14 protein-coding genes and 1 tRNA gene are annotated in these 17,414 nt (G+C 57.3%); 10 read left to right on the top strand and 5 right to left on the bottom strand.

Going from position 1 to position 17,414, the window contains the following annotated elements:
• Window positions 1–23: 23 nt before the first annotated feature.
• Window positions 24–1,955, top strand: coding sequence for a DNA primase (locus EGX79_07910; protein AYX82771.1), 1,932 nt, complete (start codon window positions 24–26; stop codon window positions 1,953–1,955).
• Window positions 1,956–1,969: 14 nt separating this feature from the next.
• Here the strand turns inward: EGX79_07910 and EGX79_07905 are convergent, their stop codons facing one another.
• A complete protein-coding gene (locus tag EGX79_07905; GenBank protein ID AYX82115.1) occupies window positions 1,970–2,602 on the bottom strand; it encodes an MBL fold metallo-hydrolase in 633 nt (210 codons plus the stop codon).
• Window positions 2,599–3,756 carry an S-(hydroxymethyl)mycothiol dehydrogenase gene (locus tag EGX79_07900; protein ID AYX82114.1) on the bottom strand — a complete coding sequence of 386 codons (1,158 nt, stop codon included), beginning with the start codon at window positions 3,754–3,756 and terminating at the stop codon, window positions 2,599–2,601. The genes EGX79_07905 and EGX79_07900 overlap by 4 nt, the downstream gene beginning before the upstream one ends.
• A gap of 276 nt (window positions 3,757–4,032) precedes the next feature.
• On the opposite strand from EGX79_07900, the gene EGX79_07895 reads away from it, so the two are divergent.
• A tRNA-Asn gene (locus tag EGX79_07895) sits at window positions 4,033–4,107 on the top strand.
• A 427-nt stretch (window positions 4,108–4,534) separates the two neighbouring features.
• Window positions 4,535–4,972: a hypothetical protein gene (locus EGX79_07890; protein ID AYX82113.1), complete on the top strand. Its 438-nt coding sequence runs from the start codon at window positions 4,535–4,537 to the stop codon at window positions 4,970–4,972.
• A 181-nt stretch (window positions 4,973–5,153) separates the two neighbouring features.
• Here the strand turns inward: EGX79_07890 and EGX79_07885 are convergent, their stop codons facing one another.
• The 3 genes from EGX79_07885 to EGX79_07875 all read right to left on the bottom strand — a co-directional run bounded on the left by EGX79_07885 (window position 5,154) and on the right by EGX79_07875 (window position 8,297).
• On the bottom strand, window positions 5,154–6,674 hold the full coding sequence (locus EGX79_07885) for an aldehyde dehydrogenase (GenBank protein AYX82112.1): 1,521 nt from the start codon (window positions 6,672–6,674) through the stop codon (window positions 5,154–5,156).
• 121 nt (window positions 6,675–6,795) lie between these two features.
• Window positions 6,796–7,521, bottom strand: a complete 726-nt coding sequence (locus EGX79_07880) for a DNA-binding response regulator (GenBank protein ID AYX82111.1) — start codon at window positions 7,519–7,521, stop codon at window positions 6,796–6,798.
• The gene (locus EGX79_07875; protein AYX82110.1) at window positions 7,518–8,297 is read right to left on the bottom strand and encodes a sensor histidine kinase; all 780 of its coding nucleotides are present in this window, start codon (window positions 8,295–8,297) and stop codon (window positions 7,518–7,520) included. The genes EGX79_07880 and EGX79_07875 overlap by 4 nt, the downstream gene beginning before the upstream one ends.
• 126 nt (window positions 8,298–8,423) lie before the next feature.
• Here EGX79_07875 and EGX79_07870 point away from each other — a divergent pair, with 126 nt between their 5' ends.
• The 7 genes from EGX79_07870 to EGX79_07840 all read left to right on the top strand — a co-directional run bounded on the left by EGX79_07870 (window position 8,424) and on the right by EGX79_07840 (window position 17,397).
• Complete coding sequence (locus EGX79_07870; GenBank protein ID AYX82109.1) at window positions 8,424–9,140, top strand: ABC transporter ATP-binding protein; 717 nt, start codon at window positions 8,424–8,426, stop codon at window positions 9,138–9,140.
• Window positions 9,137–10,573, top strand: a complete 1,437-nt coding sequence (locus tag EGX79_07865; GenBank protein AYX82108.1) for an ABC transporter permease — start codon at window positions 9,137–9,139, stop codon at window positions 10,571–10,573. Before EGX79_07870 ends, EGX79_07865 begins: the two co-directional genes overlap by 4 nt.
• Window positions 10,574–10,761: 188 nt before the next feature.
• Window positions 10,762–12,036: a PhoH family protein gene (locus EGX79_07860; protein AYX82107.1), complete on the top strand. Its 1,275-nt coding sequence runs from the start codon at window positions 10,762–10,764 to the stop codon at window positions 12,034–12,036.
• Between the two features lie 97 nt (window positions 12,037–12,133).
• Window positions 12,134–13,270 carry a sn-glycerol-3-phosphate ABC transporter ATP-binding protein UgpC gene (ugpC, locus tag EGX79_07855; GenBank protein AYX82106.1) on the top strand — a complete coding sequence of 379 codons (1,137 nt, stop codon included), beginning with the start codon at window positions 12,134–12,136 and terminating at the stop codon, window positions 13,268–13,270.
• 69 nt (window positions 13,271–13,339) lie between these two features.
• A complete protein-coding gene (locus EGX79_07850) occupies window positions 13,340–14,563 on the top strand; it encodes a DUF4032 domain-containing protein (GenBank protein AYX82105.1) in 1,224 nt (407 codons plus the stop codon).
• A 480-nt stretch (window positions 14,564–15,043) separates the two neighbouring features.
• Window positions 15,044–16,372: a carbohydrate ABC transporter substrate-binding protein gene (locus EGX79_07845; GenBank protein ID AYX82104.1), complete on the top strand. Its 1,329-nt coding sequence runs from the start codon at window positions 15,044–15,046 to the stop codon at window positions 16,370–16,372.
• 179 nt (window positions 16,373–16,551) lie between these two features.
• Window positions 16,552–17,397 (top strand): sugar ABC transporter permease, encoded by an 846-nt coding sequence (locus tag EGX79_07840; GenBank protein ID AYX82103.1) that lies wholly within the window; start codon window positions 16,552–16,554, stop codon window positions 17,395–17,397.
• Window positions 17,398–17,414 lie beyond the last annotated feature (17 nt).

Here is a 17,414-nt window from a genome sequence, read left to right as displayed (position 1 = left end):
ACGGGTTGGGTAAGGTTATTTTCATGGCTAGGGGAAGAATTCCGGACTCCGACATCGCGGCAATCCGCGAACGGACTCCGATTGAGGAGATCGTTGCAGAATACGTGAACCTCAAACCGGCTGGCGCGGATTCTCTGAAAGGGCTATCGCCTTTTAAAGACGAGCGCACGCCGTCGTTCCACGTACGCCCCAATCATGGCTACTACCACTGCTTTTCCACCGGCAAGGGCGGTGATGTATTCAGCTTCCTCATGGAGATGGAACACCTGTCTTTCCCGGAGGCTGTCGAAGCCTGTGCGGAGAAAATTGGCTTCCACATTAACTATGAGGGCGGCGGCACGGGCCGTCGCGAGGAACCGGGAACTCGCCAGCGTCTCATCGCCGCAAACCGCGAGGCACAGAAGTTCTACCGCGAACAGTTCTCCACGCCAGCGGCAGCGCCCGCGCGCGAGTTTCTGGAAAACCGCGGCTTCACCGCCGAGCACGCGGCCCAGTTCGGCTGTGGTTACTCGCCAGCCGGCTGGGACACTCTAACCAAGCACCTGCAGCGCCTGGGCTTTAGCTTCGAGGAGCTGGATAAGGCGGGTCTTTCCAAGATGGGGCGCATGGGGCCGATCGATCGTTTTCACCGTCGTCTCATGTGGCCGATCCGCAATTTGTCCGGCGATGTCATCGGTTTTGGTGCCCGCAAGCTTTTCGACGATGACAATCTGGGCAAGTACATGAACACGCCCGAGACCATGCTGTACAAGAAGTCCAAGGTCCTTTTCGGCTTGGATCTGGCAAAGAAGGACATTGCCACTGGTCATCAGGCTGTAATCGTGGAGGGCTACACTGACGTCATGGCCATGCACGCCTCAGGCGTGACCACGGCCGTCGCGTCCTGCGGTACCGCTTTCGGCGAGGAACACCTCCAGCTGCTGCGCCGTCTCATGCTCGACGACAACTTCTTCCGCGGCGAACTCATCTACACCTTCGACGGCGACGAGGCAGGACAGAAGGCCGCCATGCGCGCCTTCGAGGGGGAGCAGAACTTCACCGGCCAGTCCTACGTCGCGGTCGCGCCGGACGGCATGGATCCGTGCGATCTGCGCCAGAAGAAGGGCGAGGCCGCAGTGCGCGATCTCGTTGCTTCACGACGGCCATTGATCGAATTTGTCCTCCGCACACTTCTGGCCGACTATGACCTGACCACCGCTAATGGCAGGGTCTCCGGGCTGCGCCGAGTGGTGCCTGTCCTGGCCCAGCTCAAGGACGCGGCGCTGCGCGATGAGTATGCCCGCGAAGTTGCCGGCTGGATCGGCTGGAATGATGAGGCCGAGCTGGTGCAGCGCGTCCGCGAGGAGGCCAGTCGGCCACAGAATGAAAAGCGCACCCCCTACCAGCGTCGCCAAGAAGAGGCCCGTGCCCGTGAAGAGGCGGAGGAAGCGCGGCGCCGGCGCAACCCGGCACTGCCGTATCCAAATCCGCGGGACCCTGTGCTCTATGCGCAGCGTGAGGCCCTTAAGCTGGCAATTCAAGAGCCCGCCACCACCGGCCCGGTATTCGATGCGCTCGCACCCGAGACCTTTGGGCATCCGACCTACCGGGCGGTATTCGATGCCATCATGGCTGCAGGTGGTGCCTGCGGGGAAGCGGCCACACAGCCACATAGTTGGGCGACCGCAATTATGGATCAGGCGCGGGAGGACGTCGTCAAGCATCTCGTGACTGAGCTGGGCGTGGAGCAAATCGCCGTCGATGCAGAGACGCTGCGCCCGTATGCGCAGGCGATTCTGGCGCGGTTGCAGGAGGTGTGGGTCGGTGACCAAATTGCACAGCTGAAGGCGATGCTCTCACGAATGCGCCCCTCAGACGACGAAACCGCCTACAACTCGCTGTTCGCGGACCTGCTCGCGATGGAGCAGTACCGCCGCGAACTGCAAGCAGAGGCGGTCAAGGTCGTGTTTGAGTAGCTAGTGGCTAGCGACTAGTAGCCGCGGCGAATCCACTCTTCCAAGTGCGGAGCCTCGCGGCCAATCGTCGTGTGGTCGCCATGACCCGTGCGGACAGTCGTTTCCGCAGGCAGAGTCAGCAGATTGTCGCGGATGGAGTTAATAATCGTGTCGAAATCCGAGTAGGACCGACCGGTCGCCCCCGGACCGCCGGAAAACAGCGTGTCACCAGAGAACAGCTCCGCGGCCTCCGGTACGTACAGACAGCACGAGCCAGGGGAGTGGCCCGGAGTGTTAATAATGACAACCTCCGTGCCCGCAATCTCCAGGCGCTGACCATGCGCGAGATCCTCGTGCGCCAGATCCGGCCAGGACTGCTCCCACAGCATCTGGTCGCCCGGGTGGACGAGCAGGGGAGCGTCGAGCTTCTCCTGCAGTTCAGGGGCCACAGTGATGTGGTCGTTGTGTGCGTGGGTGCACACGATGGCCTTTACCTTGCGACCATCCACCGCATCGATAATCGGCTGCGCCTCATGCGCCGCGTCGATGACAATGACCTCACGGTCATCGCCGAGCACCCATACGTTGTTGTCTACGTCCCACGTGCCACCATCGAGCGAGAACGTGCCCGACGTGAGAACGTGGTCAACCCTCAAATCCTTGTTCACAGCGTCACCACCGATCGCAGTACCTTACCGGCCTTCATAGTTTCGAAGGCCTCATCAACATCCTCAATGCCAATGCGCTCCGTCACGAAGCCCTCTAGTGGCAGGCGGTTCTGCAACGACAGATCCACCAGCATCGGGAAGTCGCGCTCTGGCAGGCAGTCGCCGTACCAGGACGACTTCAACGCACCACCGCGGCTAAACACATCCGCCAGCGGGATATCCAGCTCCATTGTCGGCGCCGGAACGCCGACCAGAACAACGCGTCCAGCCAGGTCACGGGCGTAGAACGCCTGCTTGTAGGTTTCCGGACGGCCGACCGCATCGATCACGACATCAGCACCGAAACCATCGGTCAGCTCACGCACTCGCTTAACGACGGGATCCTCTTCCCCGGTGCCCTTATCGCTCTTAGCCAGCTCCGCAGAGTTAATAGTCTCGGTCGCGCCGAATTCGCGGGCGGTGTCCAGCTTCTCGTTCGAGATATCGATGGCAATAATCTTGCTAGCGCCGGCCAGCTTGGCACCGGCGATAGCGGCCGTACCAACGCCACCGCAGCCGATGACGGCTACCGATTCACCGCGCTTGACCTCGCCGGTGTTAATAGCCGCACCGATGCCGGCCATGACACCGCAGCCCAGCAGGCCCGCAACGGCCGGATCGGCTGCCGAATCGACCTTGGTGCACTGGCCCTCGTGGACGAGGGTGGCATCCGCAAAAGCGCCGATTCCAAGTGCTGGGGTGAGGACGGTGCCGTCGGCAAGCGTCATGGGCTTGGAGGCGTTGAAAGTGCTAAAGCAGTACTGTGGCTCACCACGCTTGCAGGCGCGGCACTCGCCACAGACGGCGCGCCAATTGAGGACAACGAAATCGCCGACGGCAACATGCGTGACCTCTTCGCCAATCTCGGAGACCACGCCTGCGGCCTCGTGGCCGAGGAAGAACGGGTACTCGTCGGTGATATCGCCGTCGCGGTAAGCCAGGTCTGTATGGCAGACGCCGCAGGCCTGGATGTCAACAATGACATCGTTCGGGCCCGGGGACGGGATGTGGATATCAGTAAGTTCTACAGGTGCGCCTTTTTCGCGGGCGATAACGCCGCGCACAACGCGTGCGGTTTGCTCGGTGTTTTCGGTTCCGTTGGTTTGTTCAGACATAAGCCCCATCGTATGAGCGCGGTATGAAAAGTGCATGATGGAAAGCATTTTCAGTACTGGTAGGAGCTTTGTGGGCGCTGTGTGAGGTTGCGTGGATTGTGTGGATTGCGTGGCTCTGAGAACTCACAACGGTGTCATGACGTGTGGGAAAAGAAGGTATAAATTGACCTTTGACCTGGCGATTTGTGAGTTTCAAGGGGTCTGGGTAAAGTATCTATCCGTCGCAAGGAACGGCATGGCCGAAGTTCGGTTTAGCCGGTTCTGTGCGGTGGATATTCCTCCATAGCTCAATGGCAGAGCATTCGACTGTTAATCGAAGGGTTGCTGGTTCGAGTCCAGCTGGAGGAGCAATTAAGCCAGGTCAGAGAGTTTTTCTCTGGCCTGGTTTTCGTTTAAGAAGACGAAGAAGACAAAAACAGACAGAAAATAATCCAAGCCCTAGGAAAGTCGGAAAAGCGTGTCTGGGCGGTGCGTCGCCGGTGGGCACCTTTCGCCACTTACCCCAGTGCGAGTTACTGACTGCGTTTATGGCTGATGGCGTTGGGTGGATGCGAGTTACTGACTGCGTTTATGTCAAAAATGGCTCGAAAAATGCCCTGAAAGTGTCATAAACTCACACAGTTTCACATTTGCAGCCCATAATTTTTCGGGGTTGTCAGTTTCTCTCCTTACCCCACTTTATGCTCGGAGATCTTTGTTCTTGTGGGCGTGACTCGATTCTCCACTGAGGAGGGGAGATTCAGCATTTTTGGAGGTCATCTCACGTAACCTGGGACGCATGAGGCTCGACAATATAACCCGCCCCTTGCTGGCGTCCTTTTTCGCCGCGGTCGCGTGGAGTGTTTTAGGTGGGCTAATCTTGCCGGAGCCCAATCTCGCCTACGACGAAGGAATTGCGTCGTGGATTGTGTCCATGCTGGTCTCAGTAATGCTGGTCGGAGCAATAGCCGTTTTCGCCGGTGATGGGTCGTTGGCTCGGGGGATGACCAGCGTGCGGAGCATTGTCGCAGCAGCTACCGGCGCAGGAATTGCCGCGCTTGGCGATCTGGCATTCCTATTTCTCACCACGCCGCCCGATGGTCAGGACGGCCTGGTCGTCGCCTATGTTGTGTTCTTTTACATCCCGCTACTATTTCTCGGCGGATGGGCCGCTAGTGCCGCGATTAATCGGATGCGTAGGTGGTACCGGCAAGTGAAGAAAGAAAGAGAGGCCTAGCTGGCGGCCGTGAGTTAGGCCTCTAACTTTGGAGCCGCCAGCGCCTGGTGCGTCAGGTTAAGGCCGACCATCGTAACCTGCCAGGCGCGGAGGGCGTTTTTTGGGGCAGAGGCGATTGTCGACACCTTCATCGGACGTGAATCGGAATCGACAAATCGCCTAGCCCCAAGGGGTCGGATTCTTAGAACAGGCCAGTCGGGTTCTCGTCGTAAGAGACGAGCATGCACTTGGTCTCCTGGTAGTGCTCGAGCATCATCAAGTGATTCTCGCGGCCGATACCGGACTGCTTGTAACCGCCGAAGGCTGCGTGAGCAGGGTAGCTGTGGTAGTTATTCACCCACACGCGGCCGGCCTGGATACCGCGGGCAGCGCGGTAGGCGTTGTTCTGGTTGCGGCTCCACACGCCGGCGCCAAGACCGTAGATAGTGTCGTTGGCAATCTCGAGAGCCTCGTCCAGGGTCTTGAAGGTTGTCACGGCCAGGACCGGGCCGAAGATTTCCTCGCGGAAGAAACGCATCGAGTTGTTGCCCTTAAAGATTGTCGGCTCGACGTAGTAGCCTCCCTCCAGCCCTTCGAGCTTGGCGACGTTGCCACCGGTGAGAACCTGTGCGCCCTCCTTCGGTCCGGACTCCAAGTAGCCGGAGATCTTGTCCAGCTGCTCCTGGGATGCCTGGGCACCCATCTGTACCGACGTATCCAGCGGGTTGCCGGTCTTGATTTGCTTAACGCGCTCGACCGCGAGCTTCAGGAACTCATCAGCGATGTCCTCGTGGACTAGAGCTCGCGACGGGCAGGTGCAGACCTCGCCCTGGTTCAGCGCGAACATGGCCAGGCCCTCGATGCACTTCTCGCGGAACGCGTCGTCGGCGTCCATGATGTCGGGGAAGAAGATGGATGGGGACTTGCCGCCGAGCTCCAGCGTGATTGGAATAATCTTGTCGGACACTGCCTTGTTGATTACCTGGCCAACGGCAGTCGATCCGGTGAACGCAATCTTGGAGATTCGGTCGCTTGCGGTCAGCGCAGCACCGGCTTCGGTGCCGAGGCCATTGACGATGTTGAGGACGCCGTCCGGAAGCAGATCGGCGATGATCTCGGTGAGCATGAGAATCGACGCGGGGGTCTGCTCTGCAGGCTTGAGCACGATGCAGTTGCCGGCGGCGAGGGCCGGGGCGATCTTCCATGCGGCCATCAGGAGGGGGAAGTTCCACGGGATGATCTGGCCGACGACGCCGAGTGGCTCGTGGAAGTGGTAGGCGACCGTGTTGTCGTCGATCTGCGAGATGCGCCCCTCCTGCGTGCGGGTGGCGCCGGCGAAGTAGCGGAAGTGGTCGATTGCGAGCGGGATGTCAGCGGCGAGGGTCTCGCGGATGGCCTTGCCGTTCTCCCAGGTCTCGGCGACGGCAATCTTCTCAAGGTTCTCCTCTATACGGTCCGCGATGCGGTGGAGGATCAGCGCCCGCTCGGCCGCAGAAACCGAGGCCCAGGAGTCCTTCGCTTTGTGTGCGGCGTCGAGGGCGAGCTCAATGTCTTTCTCGTTAGACCGCGGAACCCGGCAGAAAACCTCGCCCGTAACCGGGGTGGAGTTGTCCATGTATTGCCCGTCTACTGGAGGTGTCCACTTACCGCCGATGAAATTCTCGTACTGCTCCTTGTACGTGAAGATTGCATCGGGGGTGCCGGGGTTGGCGTAAACAGTCATGTAGACACGTCCTTTCGATAGGGAAACAACAAGCGTATGTGCCAACTTTAAATTGTGACTCGTGCCACAATCAACACTTATTTTTTCATCGCCTTTGCGAGAGATGCGATTGCTGCCGACCCTAAATCTGCCCCGACGTTGCCGTGAGGAACTCCAAAATTGCCCGCACACGGCGGTTTTCCTCACCGGGCTCCAGATGCAGCTTCATAAAAATGTTGGACACGTGTTTCGCCACTGCCGCCCCGGAAAGCACGAGGTCATCGGCAATCTGCTTATTGGACTTGCCGCGTGCCATCAGCTCGAGCACTTCGCGTTCGCGCGCCGTTAAACTGGCTAGTCCCGATTTGCCGGACTGCATCAATGCCGTCGCCACATCAGGGTCAATCACCACGCCACCACCGGCGACGACTTCGAGCGAGCCCAAGAAGTCCAACACCTGGCCAACGCGGTCTTTGAGCAGATACCCGGTCCCGCCACTCGAGCTGCTGCCACTCGAGCCAACCCCAGTACCAACCCCAGCACTACCTCCAGCACCGCTCGACGAGAACAACTCGCGCGCATACGCCGGCGCCACATACTGCGACAGCACCATCACATTCAGCTGCGGATAACGCTCGCGCAACTCGACCGCCGCCCGCAGGCCGTCATCGCTCATCTTTGGAGGCATGCGCACATCGGTTATCACTAAATCTGGCAGCTCGCCCGTGTCATCAAAACGGTCATCGATGTCCGCCACCAGGCCGTGGGCAGTGTCGACCATCGCAATCACTTCATGTCCACGCTTTTCGACGAGCCCCGCGACCCCCTCCCGCAGGAGTGCCGAGTCATCCGCAATGACAATTTTCATTTCTTCTCCGCACCTTTCATTTCCACGTTTTCCATTTCTCCAATACCTGATTCCCAGCGGTTCAACATCAAAGGAATTCTGGCTATTACCTGCGTTGGCCCACCTTCGGGAGAGTGCATGGTCATCGCACCGTCGAAAGTGGCTAGACGCTCTTTCATACCCCGCAAACCGCGCCCCAATTTTGCGCCGCCAGGGCCTTGGTCCGTAATTGAAATATTCAGTGTTTGATCCGAGGTGAGCAGCACAGAAACAGGAGCGTTCGGTGCATATTTCGCCGCATTAGTCAGCACTTCTGCACAGAAAAAATACGCCGCGGCGAGCACACTTTCTTCCAATTCAGGCAGGGGATAGGGAGTGTGCACAACAACGTGAGGGCCGTATCCTTCAGCAATCTCTTCAACAGCCGCTTGCAGACCGCGATCGCGCAACACCTGCGGGTGAATTCCGTGGACTGTTCGCCGCAAAGCACGTAATCCATCATCCAAATGGCCGCGAGTTTCCGCGAGAAGCTGCATTAGTTCCTCATTGTCAGTATTGGATGCTTCCAATTCTGCAAGTCCCAATTTCATTGAAGCCGCAACAATGTATTGCTGAGCTCCGTCGTGGAGGTCATTTTCAATGCGGCGACGTTCAATCTCGAAGGCTTCGGCAATTGTTCGTCGTGAAGCGGTAAGTTCGGCGATGCGAGCGGCGGCGGATTCCTCGTAGCTGCGTTTATGCGCTTTTTCGCGGCGGTTCGCGCCGATATATTTGCGGAAATAATCCTTCAGCTCCATAGTTTCCTATGGTACGAAAGCTCTGTCTGCGGAGGAATTAATTTCCGGCATAGTAGACCTAGCACTACCGCAAAAGGAAAGTGGGCACGGTGTTGAAATCGCCTCCGTGCGAGTGAAATGAGTGCCATGACAGACAACAACAGCCCAAGAAACGCACGACTTTGTATTCGTGACATCACTAAGTCCTACAATTCCGCTCCCGTTCTCACCGGCATTTCGCTGACCATTGAGCCCGGCGAAACCGTTGCAGTCATGGGACCGTCAGGTTCTGGTAAGTCCACGCTGCTGCACTGCATGTCCGGCGTGTTGCTGCCGGACGACGGCGACGTCATCTTCGGTGACACAAAGATCAATTCGCTTTCTGACGCCGACCGCTCCGCCCTCCGCCTGCACGACTTCGGCTTCGTTTTCCAAGATGGCCAGCTCCTTCCCGAGCTGACTGCCAGGGAAAACGTTGCTCTGCCAATGATTCTGCAGGGCAAGAAGCGCTCGAAGTCACTCGCGCTTGCCGACGATGTCCTCAACCGCCTGGGGCTCAAGGACCTCACGCGCCGTCGCCCAGGACAGATGTCCGGCGGTCAAGCACAACGTGTGGCAATTGCCCGCGCGATGGCCGGCGAGCCAGGTGTCATCTTCGCCGATGAGCCGACTGGCGCGCTGGACCAGTCCACAGGCCATGAGGTCATGCAGCAGCTCACCGCGTTGGTGGAGCAGACTGGCACGACATTGGTGATGGTCACGCACGATGTGAAGGTGGCCGACTGGTGTCGTCGACGTGTGGAGATCCGCGATGGCCTGATTCACGACGACCGCATGCTGGCAGGAGCGGAGGTTACAAAGTGAGCACCGTAACTGAAGCAACAAAACCCCAGAGAATTCCTACCGGCGCACTAGCGGACTTGAGCACGCGGCTGCAGCGCGCCGGGCGTGAATCCCATTCGGGAAACGGCTGGCTGTCCGCATTGTCCGTGGTGGCCATGACCGTGAGTACCTGGTTGGCGTTGGTCGTCGTCGGTGGCACGGCGATGTTTTACCGCCGTTGGCAGGCTGAGCCAAAGCTGCCGCCGAACCCAACGCCCGAGGATTACATGAATCAAGGTCAGGGCGAGATGTACCTGCAGCTGGCACTCGTGGCCTGTGTGTTTGTGATTCCGGCAATGGTTTCGCTGGTGGCCCAGTCGGCGGTGCTTGGCGCTGCGGGGCGTGAGCAGAGGTTGGCAACTCTGCGCTTAATTGGTCTCTCCAACGGGGCAGTTACACGCATGGTAGTTATCGAAACCCTCGTCTTGGCAGCTGTTGGGCTTGTGGTGGGCACGTTGTTGTCGGTGGCCACTGCGCCATTCTGGGCGATAATCAAGTTCGACAATGACTACCTGGATACCTGGGACATGTTGCTGCCCTGGTGGGGCTACCCGCTGGTCTGGGTTGCCGTGGTGCTACTCGCACTCTTTGCCGCTGTGGTCGGTTTGCGAAGGGTGATGATTTCACCACTCGGCGTTAGCCGCAAGGAAGTGCCCAAGTCGATGAAGGCATGGCGCATGATTGTGGCCGTTGTTATCGGTGCGATCGTCCTGTACGTGATTGCCAACTCCAATATCGCGGGTGGAACCGTCACTGCCACGCTTGGTGTCGCAGCGATGATGTACCTGATGGTCTGGGCAATTGGCCTGGTGGCGCCTTTCTTTATCCAGCTTGTTGCCCGCATCTCCAGCTTCTTCGGTACTTCAAGTGATTTTGTGGCGACGCGACGAGTCGCGACTAACGCTAAGGAATCGTGGCGTCGAGTAAGTTCCATGGCCTTCCTGTCCCTGCTGCTTGGCTACACAATGATGGTGCCTGGCGAAGACAAGATTGAAGAGGTTGCAGATGTCACATTCGCGCACGATATTGCAACCGGTGTGACTATCACTTTCGTAATCGGTTTCGTTCTGCTGCTGGTGTCAACGCTTTTGACTCAGGCCTCAGCCGTCTATGAAGAGGCATCGCTGACAAAGGCGCTGGACTTCATCGGTACGCCAATCAACTTCCACCGCACGGTCACTTTCAAGCAGACATTCTTTCCCATGCTTGCGACCAGCATCTTCGGCTTTGTCATGGGTGCGCTGTTGGGAGCCACCATGTTCGGCCCGATTGCGAACGAAATCACGTTTGGTCAACGCTCCCTTGTAGTTGCGCTGGCGTACCTCGTGGGAGTTGTATCAGTTGGCGCTGTGACCTTGGCGGTTGATCCGCTTCGCCACAAGTTGCTGGGTCGCCAAATCCGTCACAACGACTAGTCACCATTGCAACGACTAGTTGCCATTAAAAGGGCAGTGGAGTGGCCGGGCAGTGGTGCTCGGTGCTCGGCCAGTTCCTTAGGGTTCAACTTGAGGATTAGAGCCTGTAACCAACTGTGGTTCATCTGATAACCAAGCATTCATCTCACAACCACGTAATTTCTACCTCTGACTTTTAGCCTGAGGGCATGCGTACCTACGTGCTTGATACCTCGGTCCTGCTGTCCGATCCCCACGCCACCAAGAAGTTCGATGAGCACCAAGTTGTGCTTCCGCTGGTCGTGGTGAGTGAGTTGGAGGCCAAGCGCCACCACCCAGAGCTGGGGTGGTTCGCCCGAGAAGCGCTCCGTTTCCTCGAAGAGCTGCGTTACCGCTACGGCCACCTGGACCGGCCTGTGCCCGCCAATGATCTTGGCGGGTTTATGCATATTGAGCTCAACCACTCCGATCCCTCCATCCTTCCCGCAGGCTTCCGCACCGCCGAAAACGATCACCGCATTCTCGCTTGCGCCCTCAATCTTCAGCACGATGGCCATGATGTCGTGCTGGTCACCAAAGACATTCCGCTTCGCGTCAAGGCTGGTGCGGTCGGCTTGCCTGCCGACGATTACCGCGCCCAGGACGTCGTTCTGACTGGGTACTCGGGAATGGTGGAAGTGGACGTCGACCCGGAGGAAATTGATCGTCTCTTCGCCAATGGGTTCCTTGAGCTCGAGCAGATCCAGGATCAGCCGCTGCACTGCGGCGTGCAGCTCAGCGCTGGTAGCCAGTCTGCGCTGGCACGGGTGAGCGCCCCGGGCGTCGTCAAGCTTGTGCGGGGCGATACGGAGGCGTTTGGCCTGAAGGGGCGGTCGGCGGAGCAGCGTGTGGCGCTTGACCTGCTGTTGGATGACTCGGTAGGGATTGTGTCCCTCGGCGGCCGAGCCGGTACGGGTAAGTCGGCGCTTGCGCTGTGCGCGGGACTGGAGTCGGTGCTGGAGCGCGGACTGCATCGCCGGATTGTGGTGTTCCGTCCGCTCTACGCGGTAGGTGGTCAGAACCTTGGCTACCTGCCAGGTAGTGAGGACGAAAAGATGAACCCGTGGGCGCAGGCTGTTTACGACACCCTGGAGGGATTGGTTTCAGACAACGTGATGGATGAGATTGCCTCGCGCGACATGCTGGAGGTACTGCCACTGACACACATTCGCGGTCGTAGCCTGCATGACAGCTTCGTGATTGTCGATGAGGCACAGTCGCTGGAGCGCAACGTACTGCTGACGGTGCTGTCGCGTCTTGGTAGCAATTCCCGGGTCATCCTTACGCACGACGTGGCGCAGCGTGACAACCTGCGCGTCGGCCGCCATGACGGTGTGCAGGCGGTGATTGAAAAACTCAAGGGCAACGAGCTTTTTGCACACATCACGCTGAAGCGCTCGGAGCGCTCGAAGATTGCGGAGCTCGTGACGGGGCTGCTCGATTAAGAGTAAGCTTGTGAGGCAGCTACGTAGGAGCTGTTCCTGCGATTACTTTCACTCGGATCGTTCGGCACGTACCTGCTGATGAAAGGTTTGTATTCACATGGCTACTGTGACTTTTGCTGATGCCACTCGCATTTACCCTGGTGCGACGAAGCCTTCTGTGGACAAGTTCAACTTGGAAATTGCCGATGGCGAGTTCCTGGTTCTGGTGGGCCCCTCCGGTTGTGGTAAGTCCACAACACTGCGCATGCTTGCCGGTCTGGAAGAGGTCAATGAGGGCAAGATTTTCATTGGAGATCGTGATGTGACCAATGTCTCGCCCAAGGATCGCGATATTGCGATGGTCTTCCAGAACTACGCCCTGTACCCGCATATGACGGTGCGCGAGAACATGGGCTTCGCGCTCAAGATTGCTGGTGTGGACAAGGACGAGATTGACCGTCGTGTCGAAGAAGCTGCGAAGACCCTGGATCTAACTCAGTTCCTGGATCGTAAGCCTAAGGCTCTATCCGGTGGTCAGCGTCAGCGTGTGGCAATGGGGCGTGCGATTGTGCGCAAGCCGCAGGTGTTCCTGATGGACGAGCCGTTGTCGAACCTGGACGCGAAGCTGCGTGTTCAAACCCGTACTCAGATTGCGGCCATGCAGCGTCGGATGGGTGTGACCACCATGTATGTCACCCACGACCAGACTGAGGCGCTGACCATGGGCGACCGCATCGCGGTCATTAACTTCGGTGTTCTGCAGCAGGTCGGTACCCCGCGGGAACTCTACGAAACCCCGGCAAACGAATTCGTCGCGGGCTTCATTGGTTCGCCTGCGATGAACCTGGGCACGTTCAACGTCTCTAATGGTTACGCCACGTTGGGCGAGGCCAAGATTAAGCTGCCGGAAGCCACACTTGCTGCAATCACGCCGGAGGATCAGAACCAGATTATCGTGGGCTTCCGTCCGGAGGCATTCGACCTGGTCGAGGGTCCGGGCGATGACGTCATTCCGGTGCAGGTTAACTTGGTCGAGGAGTTGGGCTCCGATGCATTCATGTATGGAGACCTCGTCGGTGGCGGAGCACTGAGCTCCGGATCTTCCTCTAACCCGGACGAAGAGGAACACGGTCAGGTGGTTATTCGTACCGCCCCGCGCACCGCGCCGAAGTTGGGCTCGGTAGTTTACGGCAAGATTCGTCCGGGCATGCTGCACCTGTTCTCGAAGTCGACTGGTATGCGCCTTCCGGCCTAAAATCTTTCGTTTAGATGAAATGAGTAGCTGGTAGGGCAGTGGGACAGTAAGACAGTTTTAGGAGCCACCGTGTCGGAAACTATGAAAATAGCCGCGACAACGGTGGCTTCAAAGCTTTTGCGCCTTCCTTGGCATATACCTCTGGAACAGTGGCCAGATGATTTGTTAGCCGCCTTGCCTCAGGGAATTTCGCGACACATTGTTCGATTCGTCAACTTAGATGACCGCGTCATTGCAGTGAAAGAAATTGGTGAGTTCACTGCTCATCATGAGTATCGAATGCTGCGTGACCTGGTCAGGCTCGGTGCTCCATCGGTTCGCCCGCTCGCGGTAATCACCGGCCGGAAGGATCCAGATGGCGAACCGTTAACTGCCGCACTCGTCACAGAACATCTCGAGTATTCGCTGCCGTATCGTGCAGTTTTTTCTCAACAGGTCACCCGCGAAACTGTGGTCCGCCTGATTGACTCGCTGGTAGTCCTGCTAGTTCGGTTACATCTCCTTGGTTTTTACTGGGGCGACGTGTCACTGTCGAACACATTGTTTCGTCGTGACGCAGACGCTTTCTCCGCCTACCTTGTCGACGCGGAAACGGGAGATTTGCAAGGCACACTCTCAGATTCCCGCAGGCTTTACGACGTTGACGTTGCCCATACCAACATCATCGGAGAGCTCATGGATCTGCAGGCCGGCGGATTCCTCGATCCTGAGTTGGACGTAATTGCGGTGGGTAGGCGCATTATTGAGCGTTATGAGGACTTGTGGCAAGAGCTGACGGGGGAAGAATCTATTGGTGTTGAGGAGCCTTGGCTTGTCGATGAGCGGATTCGCAGGCTCAACGACCTCGGTTTCGATGTTGGCGAGCTGAAAGTCACCAGTGATGGTGGCCGTGTTGTGTTCCGACCACGAGTGGTTGACGCAGGGCATCACCATCGGCAGTTAATGCGACTGACGGGGTTGGATGTTCAAGAACGGCAAGCGAGGCGGATGCTCAATAGTATGCAGACCTTTCGGTTGGCGGAAGGTCTTGAAGGGGTTCCGCTAGAGCAGGTTGCGCACCGATGGCTGCGTGAAGTTTTCGAGGCCACAATTCTGGCTGTGCCCGAGGGGCTGCGTGGAAGGCTGCAGGATGCGCAGGTTTTCCACGAGGTCTTGGAGCATCGCTGGTACATGGCAGAAAAACGCCGTGCGGATGTGCCGCTTCAAGAAGCGGTGCAGAGCTACGTGGATCGAGTGTTGCCCGGGCATCGCGACGAGTCCGTATGTCTTCCCGCGAGCGATGAGGTCGAGTAGCTCTCTAGAAGCAGACTGTCGAGCGTACGATTATTTCAAAAGTGACAAGTAAACGACTCGCCAGGATATTATAAAAATATACATTCACGCCAAACAGGGGTGCTTTTGGTGGTCGGGTGGTTGTCGGGTCTGCGTGTGATTGTCGCGGCCAGGTGCTTACTTTGGTGCCGGTAGGCGGCTCTGTTCAGCGAAAACAGCTCGAAAACAGCTCAAATTCTAGGTGTGCTTTCGAGAGCTTTTGCTATTTTTCTCCTTTGCATTTGTTCACAGCTGGCTGAAGGCCAACCTAAATTGGTTTTGGTCAAGTAAGATTTTGGTGAGACCGAATACCCGCGTGGGTGGCGTCGAAGTTCGCATGAAAGGCTACTTCTAGCCGCAGGGCGGGATAATCCAATTAGGCCACGGCTGCTGGCAAATATTCGTCCGAATTGCTCGGAGGATGCCATTGAAGTGGCCTTTCTTCTCAAGGGAGAAAATATAGTGAAGAACTTCAAGCGCCTTTCAGCTCTGTGTGCAGCAGGCCTGATGGCAACCGCTGGTTTGGTTGCGTGCTCGAGTGATGATGCGGTTGCAGATGGTGGTGTCTACTTCCTTAACTTCAAGCCGGAGCAGGATGCCGCATATCAGAAGATTGCGAAGGCATACACTGACAAGACTGGTGTCCAGGTCAAGGTCGTTACTGCTGCTTCGAATTCCTATGAGCAAACTCTGAAGGCCGAGATTGGTAAAAAGGACGCGCCAACACTGTTCCAAGTCAATGGTCCGGCGGGCCTGCGTACTTGGCAGGAATACATGGCAGACATGTCTGACACTGAGATCGCACAAAACCTCAACGAGGGCATCGAGCCGCTGAAGGGCGAGGACGGCAAGGTATACGGCGTCCCGTTTGCAGTCGAGGGGTTTGGCCTGATCTATAACGAAGAGATCATGGACAAGTACTTCGCGCTGCCCGATGCCAAGGCCAAGAGCATCGACGAGATTAAGGCCTTCGGAAAGCTGAAGGAAGTTGCTGAGGACATGCAGGCCAAGAAGGACAAGCTGGGGATTTCCGGCACCTTCGCTTCCACCTCGCTTGCATCCGGTGAGGATTGGCGCTGGCAGACACACTTGGCCAACGGACCGGTTCATTATGAATTCGAGGACCTTGGCACCAAGGAAACCGCTGATGTGAAGTTCAAGTACAACAAGGAGTTCAAGAACCTCTTTGATCTGTACCTGAATAACTCCACTGTCGAAAAGACTCTGGCCCCGTCGAAGGCTGTGTCCGACTCGATGGCGGAATTCGCCCAGGGCAAGGCCGCTATGGTTCAGAATGGCAACTGGGCATGGTCCCAGATCAACGATGTCTCCGGCAACGTGGTCAAGCAGGACAAGATTAAGTTCATGCCTATGTACATGGGCCTGAAGGACGAGGATAAGACCGGCATCTCGGTTGGTACTGAGAACTACCTGACGGTCAACTCCAAGGCTTCGGAGGCTTCCCAAAAGGCAACGAAGGACTTCGTCAATTGGCTGTTCAACACCGATGAGGGCAAGAAGTACGTCGTCGAGGATCTCGGATTCATCGCTCCGTTCCAGAACTTCACTGAAGCCGACACTCCGAATGACCCGCTGGCCAAGGAAGTGGCCGCAGCAATTGAGAACGAGGACCTGACCACCATCCCGTGGGACTTCCAGTACTTCCCGTCGCAGCAGTTCAAGGATGATTTTGGCGCAGCGCTGGCGCAGTACGCTTCCGGAAAGATGCCGTGGGACAAGGTTGTCGAGACTTTCGCCGACAGCTGGAATGCGGAATCTCCGAACAATTAAATACCAGCAAATCAATGGTGATCCATTCCATCGGTGAGTGTGAAGCGAAAGCTTCTCGCGCATGAACAACCGACGGAATGAGTTCATCCAATGGCAAGGCGGAGCTCGGGGCTCGGTGACCTGTTAAACCGGTCTCGAGGCACCGGGCTCCGCCTTTAGCTTTAGGAGCGGTGTTGTAGATGCAAGCAACATTGAAAAAGTATTTCCCAGTTTTCGTGCTACCCACGCTGATTGCCTTTGCAATCGCGTTCCTGGTGCCGTTCGTTATCGGTTTCTTCCTATCATTTACTGACTTCACAACCATCACTAATGCGCAGTGGGTTGGTATCGAGAACTACCAGAAGGCCTTTAGTGAGCGCGAGGGCTTCGTCGCCTCCTTCGGATTCACTCTCATGGTGGTTGTTGTTTCCATCATTACTGTGAACTTGTTCGCGTTCTGGATCGCATGGATTCTGACGCGCAAGCTGAAGGGCACGAACTTCTTCCGCACAGTCTTCTTCATGCCGAACCTTATCGGTGGCATCGTGCTCGGTTATACCTGGCAGTCGATGATTAACGCCGTGCTGGCATCGTACGGTACGACGATTGTGTCCGACTGGAAGTTCGGTTACGCCGGTCTGATCATCCTCATCAACTGGCAGCTGGTCGGTTACATGATGATTATCTATATTGCCGGTCTGCAGAATGTCCCACCGGAGCTCATCGAAGCTGCGGAGATTGATGGCGCCGGACGCTGGGAGATTCTGCGGCACGTTACTATCCCGATGGTCATGCCATCGATTACCATTTGCCTCTTCTTGACTCTGTCGAACACTTTCAAACTCTTCGATCAAAACTTGGCCCTGACCAATGGTGCGCCGGGTTCAGAGACAGAAATGGTTGCTCTGAACATCGTCAACACCATGTTCAACCGAATTGGTGTGGAGGGCGTTGGTCAAGCCAAGGCAGTAATATTCGTCGTCGTGGTCGTAGCGATCGCGATGCTGCAGCTGCGTGCTACTCGCAGCAAGGAAGTGGAGGCATAAATGTCTGTCGACGCTGC

Source organism: Corynebacterium jeikeium, from assembly GCA_003955985.1.
Classification (GTDB): Bacteria; Actinomycetota; Actinomycetes; order Mycobacteriales; family Mycobacteriaceae; genus Corynebacterium; species Corynebacterium jeikeium_D.
The sequence above is the reverse complement of the archived record's forward strand: the minus strand, read 5'-3'. Positions and strand labels throughout refer to the sequence as shown.

Excerpts from the sequence above, each read along its gene's own strand:
- EGX79_07910 (AYX82771.1), top strand. The coding sequence starts at position 24 with ATGGCTAGGGGAAGAATTCCGGACTCCGACATCGCGGCAATCCGCGAA.
- EGX79_07900 (AYX82114.1), bottom strand. The coding sequence starts at position 3,756 with ATGTCTGAACAAACCAACGGAACCGAAAACACCGAGCAAACCGCACGC.
- EGX79_07890 (AYX82113.1), top strand. The coding sequence starts at position 4,535 with ATGAGGCTCGACAATATAACCCGCCCCTTGCTGGCGTCCTTTTTCGCC.
- EGX79_07885 (AYX82112.1), bottom strand. The coding sequence starts at position 6,674 with ATGACTGTTTACGCCAACCCCGGCACCCCCGATGCAATCTTCACGTAC.
- EGX79_07880 (AYX82111.1), bottom strand. The coding sequence starts at position 7,521 with ATGAAAATTGTCATTGCGGATGACTCGGCACTCCTGCGGGAGGGGGTC.
- EGX79_07875 (AYX82110.1), bottom strand. The coding sequence starts at position 8,297 with ATGGAGCTGAAGGATTATTTCCGCAAATATATCGGCGCGAACCGCCGC.
- EGX79_07870 (AYX82109.1), top strand. The coding sequence starts at position 8,424 with ATGACAGACAACAACAGCCCAAGAAACGCACGACTTTGTATTCGTGAC.
- EGX79_07860 (AYX82107.1), top strand. The coding sequence starts at position 10,762 with ATGCGTACCTACGTGCTTGATACCTCGGTCCTGCTGTCCGATCCCCAC.
- ugpC (AYX82106.1), top strand. The coding sequence starts at position 12,134 with ATGGCTACTGTGACTTTTGCTGATGCCACTCGCATTTACCCTGGTGCG.
- EGX79_07840 (AYX82103.1), top strand. The coding sequence starts at position 16,552 with ATGCAAGCAACATTGAAAAAGTATTTCCCAGTTTTCGTGCTACCCACG.